The following is a 15,799-nucleotide window of genomic DNA, read 5'->3' as shown; positions in this document are numbered from 1 at the left end:
GTTGGCAAGGGGCCGTTCGTCTGGCAGGTCGGCTATATCCTGTGGCGGCCCTTTCGCGGGCATGCCCGCTCCCACAGGTGCTGCGCAGGACTTGTGGGAGCGGGCGTGCCCGCGAAAGGGCCGGCACAGGAAACACTGGCCTTGTCAGGCCAGGACCCCCATGGGATCCTCCCCGGCCATTGTTTCAAGCGAGCCCAGCCCATGCCCAAGACCATCCGCATCGCCGCCGCCCTGCTGATCGACCCCCAGGGCCGCACCTTGCTGGTTCGCAAGCGCGGCACCCAGGCCTTCATGCAGCCTGGCGGCAAGATCGATGCTGGCGAATCCCCGCTGGAGGCGCTGGTGCGCGAGCTGCATGAGGAACTGGGCCTGCACCTCGACCCGGCCCAGGCCGTGCACCTGGGCCAGTTCAGCGCCCCGGCCGCCAACGAGCCGGGCTTCGAGGTACAGGCCGAACTGTTCCGTGTCGACAGCGCCGCCGCCGTGCGCCCGGCCGCGGAGATCGAAGAGGTGGTTTGGCTGGCCGCTGACCAGGTACCCGCCATGCACCTGGCTCCCCTGACCCGCGACCTGATCCTGCCGCTGTACCGCCAGGCCGTCAGCGCACCGCGCTGACACCATCGAGGGTGGCGAACGAGGTGTCCTTGGCTGTCAGCAAGAAGTCGCGCATGTACGGCGCATCGAGCATGTCGGTGCGCACGGCGGCGTAAAGCGTGGCGAACAGGCCTTTCTCGCCCAGGCGCTTGCCCTTCACATACCCGCGCGAGCTGTACTCGTGCAGCGCCCAGTGCGGCATGCCGCAAACGCCACGGCCGCTGGCCACCAGTTGCATCATCATCACCGTCAGCTCCGACGTGCGCACGGCGGCCGGCTCGATGTCGGCCGGCTCCAGGAAGCGGGTGAAGATGTCCAGGCGATCGCGCTCCACCGGGTAGGTGATCAGGGTCTGGTCGAGCAGGTCCTGCGGCACGATGTAGGGTTTGCTGGCCAACGGATGCTGGTTGGCCACCGCCAGCATCGCCTCATAGGTGAACAGCGGCACGTAGGTGATGCCCGCCAGGTCCAGCGGGTCGGAGGTCACCACCAGGTCGAGGTCGCCGCGGGCCAGGGCCGGCAGCGGGGCAAAGGCAAAGCCTGAGGCCAGGTCCAGCTCCACTTCCGGCCAGGCATCGCGGAACTGGTCGATGGTCGGCATCAGCCACTGGAAGCAGCTGTGGCATTCGATGGCCATGTGCAGGCGCCCGGCGGTGCCACCGGCCAGGCGCGCGATGTCTCGTTCGGCGCTGCGCAGCAGCGGCAGGGTGGCATCGGCCAGTTGCAGCAGGCGTAGCCCGGCGCTGGTGAAGCGGATCGGCTTGGTCTTGCGTACGAACAGCGGCAGGCCCAGGCGCTCTTCCAGCTCCTTGAACTGGTGCGACAGTGCCGACTGGGTCAGGTGCAGGCGCTCGGCAGCCTCCACCAGGCTGTCGGCCTCGCGCAGGGCATGAAGGGTTTTCAGGTGACGGATCTCCAGCACAGCTGACTCCGGGGTGTGGATGTGAGGAAACAGGGAATGAGTTGAGTTTCCCTCATGTTGCCGCGCCTGTCGACTGGGCGTTCGGTCGCACCGCCTGGCGGGAGTCATCAAACTGTCACTGAACTGTGGCAGCGCGCCCGAACAGAATTCATCAGACTCGCGCTCTACTGGGGATCTGCATTCTGGTGTTTCTTTCATGCGGGCTTTTTGGCTTTTTCTTTTCTGTGTATTCGGCGTACCTGCGAGTTTCGCTGAACAGCGTTGTGACGCCCAGGTGCCGGTGCAGCGGGCCGAGCTGGGGGCGGTCAGCCTGGTGTACCAGAGTGTCGGTGCGCCACGCGACCCTGCCTTGCTGCTGGTGATGGGCCTGGGCGGGCAGCTGATCCACTGGCCGGACGATGTGGTCGAGGCATTGTGCCGCCAGGGCTTTCGGGTGATCCGCTATGACAACCGCGATGTCGGCCTGTCACGCTGGAGCCAGTTGCCACCGTCGGCCAACCTGACGGTCGAATTGCTGCGCTACAAACTGGGCCTGCCGGTGGTTGCGCCTTATACGCTGACCGACATGGCGGACGATGGTCTGCGCCTGATGGATGCGTTGGGCGTGCGCCAGTTCCACGTGCTGGGGGTGAGCATGGGCGGCATGATTGCCCAGCACCTGGCGGCCATGGCGCCCGAGCGCGTGCGCAGCCTGACGCTGGTCATGTCCAGTTCAGGGGCGGCGGGGTTGCCGGCGCCGGATCCGGCGCTGGTGCAACTGCTGGCCCGGCGCAGCGCGCCGAACCGCGAAGTGGCCATCGAACAGCAGGCCGACCTGCTGGCGGCGCTGGGCAGCCCCGAGGTGCATGACGACCGTGCAGCCTTGCTGCAGCAGGCGGCCGTGGCCTACGACCGGGCGTTCAACCCTGACGGGGCCAAGCGCCAGATCATGGCAATCCTGGCCGAGCCGAGCCGCGTCGAGCTATTGAACCGGTTGAGGGTGCCGACATTGGTGGTGCATGGTACGGCCGACCCATTGCTGCCGGTAATGCATGGCGTGCACCTTGCGGCACATATTCAAGGTAGCCAGTTGCGTTTGATACCGAGGTTGGCGCACCGCTTCCAGGAGCCGTTCAAGGCGCCGCTGCTGGGGGCTGTGTTGCCCTACCTGCAGGCGCATCGGCAGGATGTCACGCATATCGCAGGGCTCTGAATCCGCGTTGGCCTCTTCGCGGGTACGGCACAGACCTCAGGCAATGTGAGGAACCTGTGGGAGCGGGTTTACCCGCGAAGAGGCCAGCGCCGATTCCGATCAGTGCATCCGCACCCACAAGGTCACCAGCACGGTCGCGGCCATCAGCCAGGCCACCGTGGCCAGTGCCAGCGATACCTCCAGGCGCAGGCGGTCGACCAGCACATACAAGGTCGCCAGGTACACGAAGTACGGAATGATCGACCACATGCCGAACAGGATGGTGGTCTTCAGGTCGGCAATGCTGCGCCCTTTGCCGACGATGTAATGGGCAATCAGGGCGAAGGTAGGGAACAGCGGCACCAGCCCGGCGATGTAGTAATTGCGCGTCTTCGACAGCACCGCCAGCAGCAGCACCACGCCAGCGCCAAGGGCCGCTTTGAATACCAGGTCCACGTTGTCTTTCCAGGTTGGGTTTGAGGTCAGCCGAGGCCGTATTTTTTTACTTTGTCGAACAGCGTGGTCTTGGCCATGCCCAGCTCCTGGCTGGCCTGGCTCAGGTTGCCGCCAGTGCGTTGCAGAGCGTCGCTGAGCAGGTTGCGCTCGAACGCTTCCACCGCCTCGGCAAAGCCCAGACCTTGGCTGGCACCACCGCTGGGGCCTTTCTTGAACGCCGGCAGGCCGAGGGCATAGCGTTCGGCGACGTTGCGCAGCTCACGCACGTTGCCCGGCCAGTCGTGGGCCATCAGGCGCGACAGGGTCTGGCTGTCCAGGGCAGGTGTTTCACGGTCGAAGCGCAGGGCAGACTGCTGCAGGAAGTGTTCGAACAGCTGCAGGATGTCTTCGCGGCGCTCGCGCAGCGGCGGCAGCTCCAGGGTTACCACGTTCAGCCGGTAATACAGGTCGCTGCGGAACTGGCCGCTCTGGCCCATGGCATCCAGGTCGGACTTGGTGGCGGCGATGACCCGGCAGTCCACCGGAATGCTCTGGTTCGAGCCCAGCCGCTCCAGGGTGCGCTCCTGCAGCACGCGCAACAGCTTGATCTGCAGGTTGATCGGCATGCTCTCCACTTCGTCGAGGAACAGCGTGCCGCCGTTGGCGTGTTCGATCTTGCCGATGCGGCGTTTGCCGGCGCCGGTGAAGGCGTTGGCTTCGTGGCCGAAAATCTCGCTTTCGAACAGGTTTTCCGGCAGGCCGCCACAGTTCAGCGCCACGAACGGCTGGCCCTGGCGGCGGCTGAAGTCGTGCAGGCAGCGGGCGACCAGTTCCTTGCCGGTACCGGTCTCGCCTTCGATCAACACGTTGGCCGAGGTATCGGCAACGTTGGCGATCAGTTCGCGCAGGTGCTCCATGGCTGGCGAGCGGCCAATGATGCGCCCCTCCAGGCTGCTTTGCTCGGCCAACTGGCGGCGCAGGGCCACCACTTCGCGCGACAGCCCGCGCTGTTCAAGGGCGCGGCGCACCACGTCGACCAGGCGCTCCGGGGAGAAGGGCTTTTCCATGAAGTCGTAGGCGCCATTGCGCATGGCGCCGACCGCCATGTCGATATCGCCGTGGCCGGTGATCAGCACCACCGGCAGGCTGCGGTCGCGGGCCTTGAGGCGGTTGAGCAGCTCCAGGCCATCGATGCCCGGCAGGCGGATATCGCTGACGACGATGCCGGCGAAGTCGTCGCCGATGCGTTCCAGCGCTTGCTCGGCGCTGCCCACGCCTTCACAGGCGATGTCTTCCAGGGCCAGCGCCTGCTGGCAGCCGAGCAGCACATGCGGGTCGTCTTCGACGATCAGGACGGTAAGAGGCGCTTGGTTCATGGGTGCTCTGCCGATTCGCTAGGGGGGGATACCAGCGGCAGGGCCAGGACGAAGGCCGTGCCGCCGCTGGCGGGGTGCTCGACGTTGAGGCTGCCCTTGGCGGCGGCGGCAAGGCTCGCCGACAGGGTCAGGCCCAGGCCCAGGCCGTGTTCGCCCGGTTTGGTGGTGAAGAAAGGTTCGAACAGGTGCTTGCGCGCCTCGGCGTCGATGCCGTGGCCATTGTCGCGCACCTGCAAACGGTACTTGTCGCCCTGCAGCTCGCCTTCCAGCCACAGCTGCGGCAGTGGCTGGGCGGCCATGGCATCCAGGGCGTTGCCGATCAGGTTGACCAGGATCTGCTCCAGGCGGGTCTGGTCGATGGCCAGTTGCTGGTCCTCGAACTGATTGTGCAACTGCAGGTGGCAGGCGCTGATGCGGTTGGCCAGCACCTGCAGGGTTGCGTCCACCGCCTTGGCCAGCGAGGCCTGGCCGCTGTCGTCAGCGCGCCGGGCGAACGAGCGCAGGCTGGCGGTGATACGGCCCATGCGGTCAATCAGGTCGTTCATGGTGCGCAGGTTGGTGCTGGCGGTTTCCAGCGCCCCGCGTTCGAGGAAGCGCACGGTATTGCCGGACAGGGTGCGCAGCGCGGCCAGCGGCTGGTTCAGTTCGTGGGCGATGCTGGTCGACATCTGCCCGATGGCGGCCAGCTTGCCGGCCTGTACCAGCTCATCCTGGGCGTGGCGCAGGGTTTGCTCGGCATGCCGGCGCTCGCGAATCTGGCCCTTCAGGCGTTCGTTGCTGGCGCGCAGGTCGGCCGTGCGTTCGGCGATCCGTCGCTCCAGCTGACTGTTGGCTTCCTGCAGGGCCTCGCGGGCTGCCAGGCGGGTGGCGATGACCTTGCGCCGTTCGTTCCAGGCGATGCCGAGGATCGCCAGCAAGGCGAAGGCCACGCCCACCAGGATGCCTTGCACCATGGATTCGCGGCGCAGGTCCTGCAGCGGGGTCAGCAGGGTGAAGTGCCAGGGTGTATCGGCCAGGCGCCGGGTCTGGGCCAGGTAGGCCACTTCGTGGGCCTTGCCCTGTGCGGTTTCGCTGTTGGCCGGGAAGGTCAGCTTTTCCACGCCATCGGCCAGGGTTTCCCGGGCCAGGGGTTGCAGCTCGTTCAGCGGCCACCAGTAGTACTGCAGGCTTCGGGCCAGGCGCTCCTTGATTTGCGGGGTCAGCGGGCGTACCGACTTCAGGCGCCGGGCCGGGTCGCTGGAGAGGATGATGATGCCGTTCTCGTCGCTGACGAACGCCTCCAGGCGGGCACGCTGCCAGCGCTCCTCGAGGGTGTCCAGGCGCACTTTGATCACCGCCACGCCAATGATCTTGCCGTGCTCTTCCAGGCCATGGGCCAGGTAATAGCCGGCCTCGCCGGTGGTGCTGCCGATACCGTAGAAACGCCCGGGCTCGCCGCGCACGGCGGTCTGGAAGTAGGCCCGGAACGACAGGTCCTCGCCGAGGAACGAGTCGGCATCGCGCCAGTTGCTGGTGGCCTGGACCCGGCCGTTGGTGTCGAGGACGAAGATGGCCCGGCTGCGACTGCGCCGGTTCAGGCCTTCGAGGTATTCGTTGACGGTCTGCCGCGAGCCGCCGTCAGGGTCGGTGAGCAGGTGCGAGACGCTGTCTTCCAGCTCCAGCAGGCTCGGCAGGTAGGTGTACTTGCTGATTTCGCTCTCGACCGTGCGCGCGTGCAGCTCCAGCTGGCGCTCGCCGTTTTCGCTGAGGGTGCGGATGCCGTTGCTCTCGCTGATCAGGTAGCCAGCCATGCCCAGGCCGACCATCAGCAGGATGATCAGTGGCGGCAACAGCAATTGGCGGAGGAGGCGGGATTTCACGGCAGGCTTGGCAGGGAGAAGAAGCGAAGGATCGCATTTCATCACAGTGGCCTTGTCACGACCAGCGCCTGCTGCCCGAAAGGGCAGCGGCGCCGACCGCTTCAGTGAAGCAAAATCAGTGCTGCAGGATCTTGCTGAGGAAGTGCTGGGTACGTTCGTGGCGGGCGCTCGGGTTGCCGAAGAAGTCTTCCTTCTGGCAATCCTCGATGATGTTGCCCTTGTCCATGAAGATCACGCGGTTGGCCACCTTGCGGGCGAAGCCCATTTCATGGGTCACGCACATCATGGTCATGCCCTCGTGGGCCAGCTCGACCATCACGTCCAGTACTTCGTTGACCATTTCCGGGTCCAGCGCCGAGGTCGGTTCGTCGAACAGCATGACGATCGGATCCATCGACAGGGCGCGGGCAATGGCCACGCGCTGCTGCTGGCCGCCGGACAGCTGGCCGGGGTGCTTCTTGGCATGGGCACCGAGGCCGACGCGGTCGAGCAGGGCCAGGCCCTTCTTGGTCGCTTCCGCTTCGCTGCGGCCGAGCACCTTGCGCTGGGCAATGGTCAGGTTCTCGGTGATGGACAGGTGCGGGAACAGCTCGAAGTGCTGGAACACCATGCCAACGCGCGAACGCAGCTTGGGCAGGTTGGTCTTGGGGTCGGCGATCGAGGTGCCGTCGACCACGATGTCACCTTTCTGGAACGGCTCCAGGGCGTTGACACACTTGATCAGGGTGGACTTGCCCGAGCCCGACGGGCCACATACCACCACCACTTCACCCTTCTTGACCTCGGTGCTGCAGTCGGTCAGTACCTGGAAGTCCCCGTACCACTTGTTGACGTTCTTGATGGAAATCATACGGCGATCCTTTTTTGCAGACGCTTGACCAGCCACGAAGCGGAGAAGCTGATGAGGAAGTACACGACACCGGCGAAGATCAGGAACTCATGGGAGCGCCCGATGATGTCGCCGTTGGAGCGTGCCGAGTTGAGGAAGTCCACCAGGCCCACGGTGTATACCAGCGAGGTGTCCTGGAACAGGATGATGCTCTGCTGCAGCAGCAGCGGGGTCATCTTGCGGAAGGCCTGGGGCAGGATGATCAGGCGCATGGTCTGGCCGTAGGTCATGCCCAGGGCCTGGGCGGCGCCCATCTGGCCCTTGGAGATCGACTGCACGCCGGCGCGGACGATTTCGCAGAAGTACGCGGCCTCGAACATCATGAATGCCACCACGCAGGAGGTGAAGGCACCCACCGGGGTGTCCTCGCCGGTGATCCAGCGCAGCACGAACGGTACCGCCAGGTAGAACCAGGTGATTACCAGCAGCAGCGGGATCGAGCGGAAGTAGTTGACGTAGGCTCCGGCCACGTTCGACAGCAGCTTGCTCGACGACAGGCGCATCAAAGCCAGGATGGTCCCCAGGACGATGCCGCCGACCACGCCCATGACCATCAGCTGCAGGGTCATGACCATGCCTTCCCACAGGGCAGGCAGGGCCGGGATGATTTCGCTGAAATCCATGTCCATTTATTTGCCCCCTACGGAAATCAGGCCGGGCACCGAGACTTTCTTCTCGACCATGCGCATCAGCAGCATCAGGCCCATGTTCAGGGTGAAGTAGATCAGCGTGGCCAGGGTGAAGGCCTCGAACAGGTTGGCCGAGAATTCGGCGGTCTGCTTGGTCTGCGCCAGCAGTTCCATCAGGCCGATCAGCGACGCCACCGACGAGTTCTTGAACACGTTCAGGAATTCCGAAGTGAGCGGCGGAATGATGATCCGGTAGGCTTGCGGCAGCAGCACGTTGGTGTAGATCTGCGACAGGCTGAAGCCCATGGCGCGGGCGGCGGCTTCCTGGCCGCGGGGCAGCGCCTGGATGCCGGTACGCACCTGTTCGCACACGCGGGCGGCGGTGAACAGGCCCAGGCAGATGACCACGCTGATCAGCGCCGAGGTGGTCGGGTTGAGGTCCTGCTTGAACCATTCCTGCAGGCCTTCTGGCAGCAGGTCCGGCACCAGGAAGTACCAGATGAACAGCTGCACCAGCAGCGGCACGTTGCGGAACAGCTCCACGTAGGCAGTGGCGATACCTGCTACCACACGGTTCGGCACGGTGCGCATGACGCCGAGGAGCGAACCCAGCAGCAAGGCGATGATCCAGGCGGTGATGGCGATGGCGATGGTCCAGCCCAGACCGGTGACGTACCAGTCCAGATAGGTTTCGCTGCCCACGCCGGTGGACTTGAAGAACACGCCCCAGTCCCAGTTGTAATTCATCGGGATTTCCCCTCAGACGGTTGTTTCACGGGCACCTTCCAGCATCCGAGGGCGTAATGCCCTCGGATGAAAGGTTAGACACTAACAGGTGGCCTGCAGGTTTAATTCGCGCGTTGCAGCGCAGCAGGCCACTGGCTGGGGATCAGGACTTCTTCTCGTCCGCGGCCTTGTCGGTCGGCTCGGCGATCAGTTTCTTCAGCTCGTCGCTCATCGGGAACTGCAGGTTCAGGCCCTTTGGCGGGATTGGTTGCTGGAACCACTTGTCGTAGCTCTTGTTGACTTCGCCCGACTTGAAGTAACCGACGATGGCGTCATCGACCGCTTTCTTGAAGGCAGCGTCATCCTTGCGCACCATGCAGCCGTAGATTTCGTACGACTGTGGGGTACCGGTGATGACCCAGTCCGATGGCTTGCGCGCCTTGGCCATTTCGCCGGCGAGCAGGGCGTCGTCCATCATGAAGGCCACGGCGCGGCCGCTTTCGAGCATGTTGAAGGCTTCACCGTGGTCCTTGGCGGAAATCACGTTCATCTTCATCTGCTTGTCGGCGTTCATCGCCTTGAGGATGCGCTCGGAGGTGGTACCGGCGGTGGTCACCACGTTCTTGCCGGCCAGGTCCGGGAAGTCCTTGTATGCTGGCTGACCGTCCTTGACCTTGGTCAGCAGGCGGGTACCGACTTCGAAGATGCCGACCGAGAAACCGACCTGCTGCTGGCGCTCGACGTTGTTGGTGGTGGAGCCGCACTCGAGGTCCACGGTGCCGTTCTGCACCAGCGGGATGCGGGTCTGGGAAGTGACCAGGTTGTAGCGGACCTTGATGTCCGTACCCAGTTGCTTCTTCAGGGCGTCGACGACAGCCAGCTGGATGTCATGCGAGTAGCCCACGGGCTCGGGCTTGCCGGCCAGGTAGGAAAACGGGATGGAGGAGTCGCGGTGGCCCAGGGTGATGGTGCCCGAATCCTTGATCTTCTTCAGGGTGCCGGTCAGTTCTTCGGCCATGGCCGGCGAAGCGATCACAGCGGCCGCGATGGCGGCGCCCAGCAATTGACGAACGATACGCATCAAATTTTCCTCGACGTGTTTGTTTTTTTTATGGAGCCGTTGGCGGACTCTTTCGTTCAACGAATACCGCAAGAAGCGAGTGCATTCGGCTACCAAGTGTAGAGCATGAGTCGTGCCAAGCCCTGATATCGATCATAACGTCGCATATTCCGAGGGATACAAGCGATTTTTCATGCTGCAGGCTCGCTGTGTCGTGACGGGTTTCCGAACGAATGCCGGGATGGCGTTCGGAAACCCGAATGGCTGATCGGCGAGCTGTATCAAGCTCGACATATTTACCGCGGGGTGGATCAACGCACGTGCTCACATCCGGGCTTTCCAGACTGGAGATCCCTCTGTGGCTGCCATTCATTCCTTCGCCCAAACCTCTGTCGATCACTTGATAGCGCGACAACTACCTTCATGGCTCGTCAATGCCGAGGTTGCGCATGCGCGGGCCTTTCGCCAGGCCTTGTCAGCCCAGCAGGCCTGCGCCGAGCGTTTGCGCCAGGTAATGCAGCCTGTTCCTTCGATCGAGACGTTTGCCCTGGCGCGGCTGGAAACGGCCTTGCGCGACGCGGGGCTGGAGCAGGTCGATCCTCGGCAGGCGTTCGTCTTGATCGAAGAGCAGTTCAAACTGCCTTCGGCCGCCGAGAAACTGTATCAACCCACGGTAACCTACAAGTCACAGCACAGTTTGCTGGCGGCGGCTTTGCACAACTTCCAGGACCAGGAAACCCGGCCTTGGCTGTTGCGCAAGGCAAAGCTGGTCGGCGCCCAAGGCGTAGCCTTGCCCCTTTCGTTCGAGCATTTTGCCGCGTTGTGCCGCAGCCTGGATGTTGGTGCGGGCTATCAGGCACTGCTGAAGAATGTGCTGCAGCCCAAGTCGGGCCGTGGTCAACCCAGGGATCAGGCGCGCAAGGAAATCGAGCAGCTTTTCCAGGACTGCCAGCGCACCCGCCTGGAAGCTTCGCTGTACGAGGCCAGGATCAAGGGGCATATGGACGAAGCGGACCTGCGGCGATTGCTGTCATGTTTCACCTCACAGAGTGGAAAGGATGGTGCCAACGGCACTCTGATTGCGCGTCAGCTCTATTTGCTTGGCAAGTGCATCATCGGTGTAATCGCCTTCGAATGGCGAGTGGCCGGCAGCGATGTGATCGACGAAATCATCCTGTGGGTGCCTGATGACCCTGAAAAAGCCATCCGTCACTACGATAGTTGGCAGGATGTCTACCAGGACATGGGCATGCGCTTGCGTGCGCCCTCGTTCCGCCGGTTTTTCGAGCGGTTCATCAAGGCACGCGACTGCAACGGATTCACCCAGGCGTTGACCAGTCTGCTTGCAGCATCCGCCCCTGGTTCGCCGCTGCAGCTCGACGGCCGAAACCTGCCCGTCACGGGTGATGTGTTCGCCCACGTCCAGGCGCAGCAGATGGCCAGGATCTTCGACGATGCGCGTTTCATTGCCGTGCCCACGGATGATGAAGATCGCCAGAGCAGGCAGCAGCGGTTGCAGCAGATGCTGTCCGCAGGGCTGGACCTGTTGGGGATGGCGGCTTTTTTCATACCCACGCTGGGCGAGGTGCTGCTGGTGATCAACGCCGCACAGTTGCTGGACGAGGTCTACGAAGGCTATGAGGCCTGGCGATTAGGGGATCGCCAAGCAGCGCTGGCTCACCTGTTCAGCGTTGCCGAGAACCTGGCACTGGCCGGGGCGGTTTCCGGGACCATGCATGTATTGCCGCGCATTCCGTTTGTCGATGCGCTGGAACCTGGACTGGCCGCAGGGGGCAAGGTGAAGCTCAGGCACGGCAGCACGCATGCGCACGTGGAGCAAAGTCCTGCAGCGCTATTGCAAGCTCTCGCCCCACAAACGCTCGGCAGTGTGCTGGAGGATGATGCGCGCACGCTTGTGGCTGTCACCGGCTACGGCACCGATGAGCTGCGGCGCCTGTGCGTAGAGCTGGCGCCGGTCCCGGCACGGATCCAGGACATGCATGAGCGCATAGGCCTGCATCGCAGTTCAGCCGGGCTTGAAGGCCCATTGTTCGAAGAGGCGTTCGCCGCCCTGAGCGAACCCCTTGATTCAGACCAGGTGATTCTGATGCAGGCGTTCAAGGGCCTGACGCCTCATGGGGCTGCGGAAATCATCAGGCACACCAGCACTGCTCAGCTGGAAAGCTTCCGTACCACCGGGCGCCTGCCGCTGAGCATGGCTGAACGGGCGCGCCGGTATGCTCGGGACAGCCGTCTGGACAAGGCCTGCCTCGGCATGCGCTTGCATGGCATGATCAACGCAGACAGCGAGCAGTTGGTGATGGGGCTGGTTGCGAAGAAGGCGCCATGGCCCTCTTCGCACCCTGTGGAGCTGCGCTCGGGCAGCCGCAATGGTCGCGTGCAGTTTGCCAGTCATCCCGAGTCGAAAGCCCAGGCCAGGGTCATCGTGAGGAGCGGGGCAGGTTACCGCCTCGACAAGGGCGATGGTGCGAACACGGAGGGTGCTGGCCAGTCGTTGCTGAAGGTGGTGGTGCAATGCCTGGACGAAGAGCAGAAGGTCGCACTGGGCTCCAGTAGCCTCGATGCCAGGCAACTACGTGACTGGTTGATGGAAGCAGCCAGTGCCGATCGCGAACTGGCTGGCCGGCTGATTGGCTTGGCGCCATCGGGTGAAGGCATCCATCTGCCCAGGCGCTTTGGCGACGGACGCCTGGGCTACAGGCTCAGCGGCGGTGGGGAGAGCAGCCAGCAAGCGATCAGGCGCGGGATTCACCAGATCTTTCCGACGCTCAGCGAGTTGCAGCTGCAGGCTTATCTGAACGCTGTGCGGGCGCAAGGCCATAGTCTCTGGGATCACTACCAGCTGCTGCAACGCCAGCTTGCGGAGCTGCGGCAGGCCTTGAGCGAATGGCAAGGCCAATGGCGAACACCTGCCGATGCCGTGAGGCGCCGTCGGGTCGCCGAAACCTTGCGTCGCAGCTGGCGGCGCAAGCTGGTGGATGCCAACGACGAATACGAGCTGGTAATCGATGGCGAGCATGTCGGTGAGCTGCCGTCGCTGCCTGCGGGGCTCGAATTTGCGCATGTGCAACGGTTGGTCCTGCGCAATATGAACCTGGCGAGCATCGAAGCGGATTTTCTCCACCGCTTCCCCAACCTGGTCGAACTGGACCTGAGCGAAAACCGCCTCACTCAGGTGCCGCCGGGAATAGAAAGGCTGGTACACCTGCGCCGCCTGAACCTTGCACGTAACCAGATCGTGATCAACGCCGAAGCCAATCATCGCTTTGCCCAGCTAACGTTGCTGGATACGATCGAGCTGAGTTTCAATCCGCTACGCCAGGCGCCGGACCTGTCAGGTTTGCGTCATGTGCGGCAACTGCATCTGCGTGCGACCGAGTTGGTGGATTTGGAGGAGTTGCTGGCACGCGCCTCCTGGAGAGCGTTGATTGACGCACGAGAAAACCGGATTCGCGAACTGCAGCGGGAAATGCAAGGGCTGAACTTGCGACTGGCGCGAATCGAGCTGCATGACAACCCGTTGAGCCGGGCCAGCCATGAGCAGCTCGACGGTGCGCATGTCGGCACAATCCCGGGCACCCGAGGAAGTACCTCCTACAAGCATCGTGAAGCCAGTGTGGAGGTCCGCGAGCTGTGGACGCAAACCCGTGACCCGGCGCTGCGCAGGCAGCGCGAGGCGACCTGGGATCGGTTGCAGCAGGAGGTCGGGTCGCGCGACCTGTTCCGGTTTCTGGCTGATCTGAGCCAGGGGGACGATTTTACGGAACACCCGGGCCACTACCGTCGGCGCATATGGCGCATCCTGGATGCCTGTGAGCAGAGCGAAGTGGTGCGCGAGCAGTTGTTCCGCGAGGTCGGGGGGCCGCGCAGTTGTGAAGACCGTTTGCTGTTGATATTGAATCAGCTGGAAGTCGGTGTGCTGGTACAGCAGGGTGTCACCGGTGTACCACCGGCCATCATGGAACAAAGCCTGGTACGGCTGGGGCGCCAGCTTTACCGGCTGGATCTGGTGGACGCGATCGCAGCCCGGCATGTGCAGCGCATGCGCGCAGGTGCCATTGACCGGGTCGATGAAATCGAGGTCAGGCTGTTGTTCCGTAACCAGCTGGCGCAGGCGCTTGAACTGCCGATCCATGTCGAGGACATGCATTACGCGTCATATGCCAATATAACGGACGCCGAACTGGTCGAAGCTCGACTGGAGGTACTGGAAACCGAGACGCCTCAGGCCATTCAGCAGGCCCTGGCACAGAGGCCGTTCTGGGTGGACTACACAAGGCGGCGGTACGCCGAACGGTTCGAGCAGCTTGCGGAGCCTTACCACCAGCGCCTGGCCGAGTATGAGGCGCAAGCTGCAAGCGCCAGCGAGCAGCTCTACCTGCAAAAAGCCGACGAGCTGATGCATGAGCTGGAAGCGGCCGAGCGTGAGTTGCTGCGGGCACTGGCCGAGGAGGCGTGGAGGCGCTTTGCCGAGTGAGGCAGGGTGGCCATCCGCGTTGCGGGCTGGCTACCCTGGCATGTCAGGCCGCGCGAGTTGCGGCCTGGGTTGCCTGCTTGTGGCGAAGGTACTCAATCAGCGCTTCTTGCTCCGTGACGCTGGTGAACAGGCCGAGCTTGGTGCGACGCCAGAGGATGTCGTCCGCGCTCATGGCCCATTCTTCCCGCATGAGGTAGTCCACTTCATGAGCGAACAACCCGCCACCGATGGACTGCCCCAGGTCCTGCGGCCCTTGCACACCCTCGAGCAACTGCCATACGCGGCTGCCGTAAGTCAGAGCCCAGCGCTTGGCGATATCGACCGGCAGCCATCCGCAACGGGCCAGCACGGCATCGACCAAGGCTTGAACGGTGGTCATCCGTTCGCCGCCCGGCAGTGGCGAGCTGGCTGTCCAGCTGCCGCGCATTTGCGGGAAGTGCGGCTTGAGCTCGGCCATGGCTGACTCGGCCAGCTTGCGGTAGGTGGTCAGCTTGCCGCCGAACACCGAGAGCAACGGTGCCTGGCCTTCCCCGGCGGACAACGCCAGGGTGTAGTCGCGAGTTACTGCCGACGGGTTGTCGGATTCGTCGTTGCACAGCGGGCGGACGCCCGAATAGGTGTGCAGGATATCGCTGCGGCCCAGTTGATGGTTGAAATGCGCGTTGACCACTTTCAACAGGTAGTCGGTTTCCTGGTCGGTGATCGCCACCTTGGCTGGGTCGCCGGTGTATTCGCGGTCGGTCGTGCCGATCAGGGTGAAGCGGTCGAGGTAGGGAATGCAGAAGACGATGCGCTGGTCTTCGTTCTGCAGGATGTAGGCGTGTTCCCCCTCGTACAGGCGCGGCACGATCAAGTGGCTGCCCTGGATCAGGCGGATGCCATAGGGCGCATCGAGCTTGAGGTCATCCTTGATGAAACTGGCTACCCACGGGCCGGCCGCATTGACCAGGGCGCGAGCGCGGATGGTCTGCAGGCTGCCATCGGCGTGCTGCAGCTCGACTTGCCAGACCCCTTCGCTGCGCTCTGCGCGCAAGCAACGAGTGCGGGTGCGGATGTGCGCGCCGTTTTCACGGGCGGCCATGGCATTGAGTATGACAAGGCGCGCATCGTCCACCGCGCAGTCGGCATATTCGAAACCACGGGTGATCTCTGGCTTGAGCGGGTAGCCGGGGCCAAAGCGCAGGCTGCGCGAGGCGCCCAGGCGTTTGCGTTTGCCCAGGTGGTCATACAGGAACAGGCCGGCGCGAATCATCCAGGCCGGGCGCAGGTGCGGGCGGTGCGGTAGCACGAAGCGCATGGGCTTGACGATGTGCGGGGCTTTGGCCAGCAACACTTCGCGCTCGGCCAGCGCTTCACGCACCAGGCGGAACTCGTAGTGCTCCAGGTAGCGCAGGCCGCCGTGGATCAACTTGCTGCTGGCCGACGAGGTGTGCTGGGCGAGGTCATCCTTTTCGCACAGGAACACTTTGAGGCCGCGGCCGGCCGCATCGGCAGCGATGCCCACGCCATTGATGCCGCCGCCGATCACAGCGAGGTCATAGCAGTCAGCGAGTGGGGGCTGGGACGAAACGGGCTTGGACACGGGCAAGGCCTCCTGGTAGCTGTTCATATCGATTATGAACATTGATGTTCGTTTTCGA

12 protein-coding genes are annotated in these 15,799 nt (G+C 63.7%); 3 read left to right on the top strand and 9 right to left on the bottom strand.

Translation table 11 applies throughout. The features are described 5' to 3' along the window. The first annotated feature begins 201 nt into the window (after positions 1-201). A complete protein-coding gene (locus tag M2S36_RS20705) occupies positions 202-615 on the top strand; it encodes an NUDIX hydrolase (RefSeq protein WP_207832953.1) in 414 nt (137 codons plus the stop codon). On the opposite strand, the gene metR is transcribed toward M2S36_RS20705, so the two are convergent. Then, positions 599-1,516 (bottom strand): transcriptional regulator MetR, encoded by a 918-nt coding sequence (metR, locus tag M2S36_RS20700; RefSeq protein WP_207832952.1) that lies wholly within the window; start codon positions 1,514-1,516, stop codon positions 599-601. The two genes, M2S36_RS20705 and metR, sit on opposite strands and share 17 nt — an antisense overlap. Positions 1,517-1,712: 196 nt before the next feature. On the opposite strand from metR, the gene M2S36_RS20695 reads away from it, so the two are divergent. After that, entirely contained in the window at positions 1,713-2,708 is a 996-nt protein-coding gene (locus M2S36_RS20695; protein WP_333957760.1) for an alpha/beta fold hydrolase, read from the top strand. Positions 2,709-2,807: 99 nt separating this feature from the next. On the opposite strand, the gene M2S36_RS20690 is transcribed toward M2S36_RS20695, so the two are convergent. From M2S36_RS20690 to M2S36_RS20660, 7 genes are all read right to left on the bottom strand, one after another. Further along, positions 2,808-3,143, bottom strand: a complete 336-nt coding sequence (locus M2S36_RS20690; protein ID WP_333957758.1) for a GlpM family protein — start codon at positions 3,141-3,143, stop codon at positions 2,808-2,810. Positions 3,144-3,169: 26 nt separating this feature from the next. Then, positions 3,170-4,498 (bottom strand): sigma-54-dependent transcriptional regulator, encoded by a 1,329-nt coding sequence (locus M2S36_RS20685; RefSeq protein ID WP_013973972.1) that lies wholly within the window; start codon positions 4,496-4,498, stop codon positions 3,170-3,172. Further along, on the bottom strand, positions 4,495-6,399 hold the full coding sequence (locus tag M2S36_RS20680; protein ID WP_207832950.1) for a sensor histidine kinase: 1,905 nt from the start codon (positions 6,397-6,399) through the stop codon (positions 4,495-4,497). The genes M2S36_RS20685 and M2S36_RS20680 overlap by 4 nt, the downstream gene beginning before the upstream one ends. A gap of 73 nt (positions 6,400-6,472) precedes the next feature. Beyond that, a complete protein-coding gene (locus M2S36_RS20675) occupies positions 6,473-7,207 on the bottom strand; it encodes an amino acid ABC transporter ATP-binding protein (protein WP_003258023.1) in 735 nt (244 codons plus the stop codon). Further along, positions 7,204-7,875: an amino acid ABC transporter permease gene (locus M2S36_RS20670; RefSeq protein ID WP_047595781.1), complete on the bottom strand. Its 672-nt coding sequence runs from the start codon at positions 7,873-7,875 to the stop codon at positions 7,204-7,206. The genes M2S36_RS20675 and M2S36_RS20670 overlap by 4 nt, the downstream gene beginning before the upstream one ends. After that, on the bottom strand, positions 7,876-8,622 hold the full coding sequence (locus tag M2S36_RS20665) for an amino acid ABC transporter permease (protein WP_063913147.1): 747 nt from the start codon (positions 8,620-8,622) through the stop codon (positions 7,876-7,878). It abuts the gene before it with no gap. Positions 8,623-8,764: 142 nt separating this feature from the next. Beyond that, complete coding sequence (locus tag M2S36_RS20660; RefSeq protein ID WP_025340398.1) at positions 8,765-9,682, bottom strand: glutamate/aspartate ABC transporter substrate-binding protein; 918 nt, start codon at positions 9,680-9,682, stop codon at positions 8,765-8,767. A gap of 493 nt (positions 9,683-10,175) precedes the next feature. On the opposite strand from M2S36_RS20660, the gene M2S36_RS20655 reads away from it, so the two are divergent. After that, positions 10,176-14,159 (top strand): NEL-type E3 ubiquitin ligase domain-containing protein, encoded by a 3,984-nt coding sequence (locus tag M2S36_RS20655; RefSeq protein ID WP_333957757.1) that lies wholly within the window; start codon positions 10,176-10,178, stop codon positions 14,157-14,159. 43 nt (positions 14,160-14,202) lie between these two features. Here the strand turns inward: M2S36_RS20655 and glpD are convergent, their stop codons facing one another. Then, complete coding sequence (gene glpD / locus M2S36_RS20650) at positions 14,203-15,741, bottom strand: glycerol-3-phosphate dehydrogenase (protein WP_233687098.1); 1,539 nt, start codon at positions 15,739-15,741, stop codon at positions 14,203-14,205. Positions 15,742-15,799: the final 58 nt, after the last annotated feature.

The organism is Pseudomonas sp. SF2 (assembly GCF_036858055.1).
GTDB lineage: Bacteria > Pseudomonadota > Gammaproteobacteria > Pseudomonadales > Pseudomonadaceae > Aquipseudomonas.
This window is presented reverse-complemented; position numbering and strand designations above follow the sequence as displayed.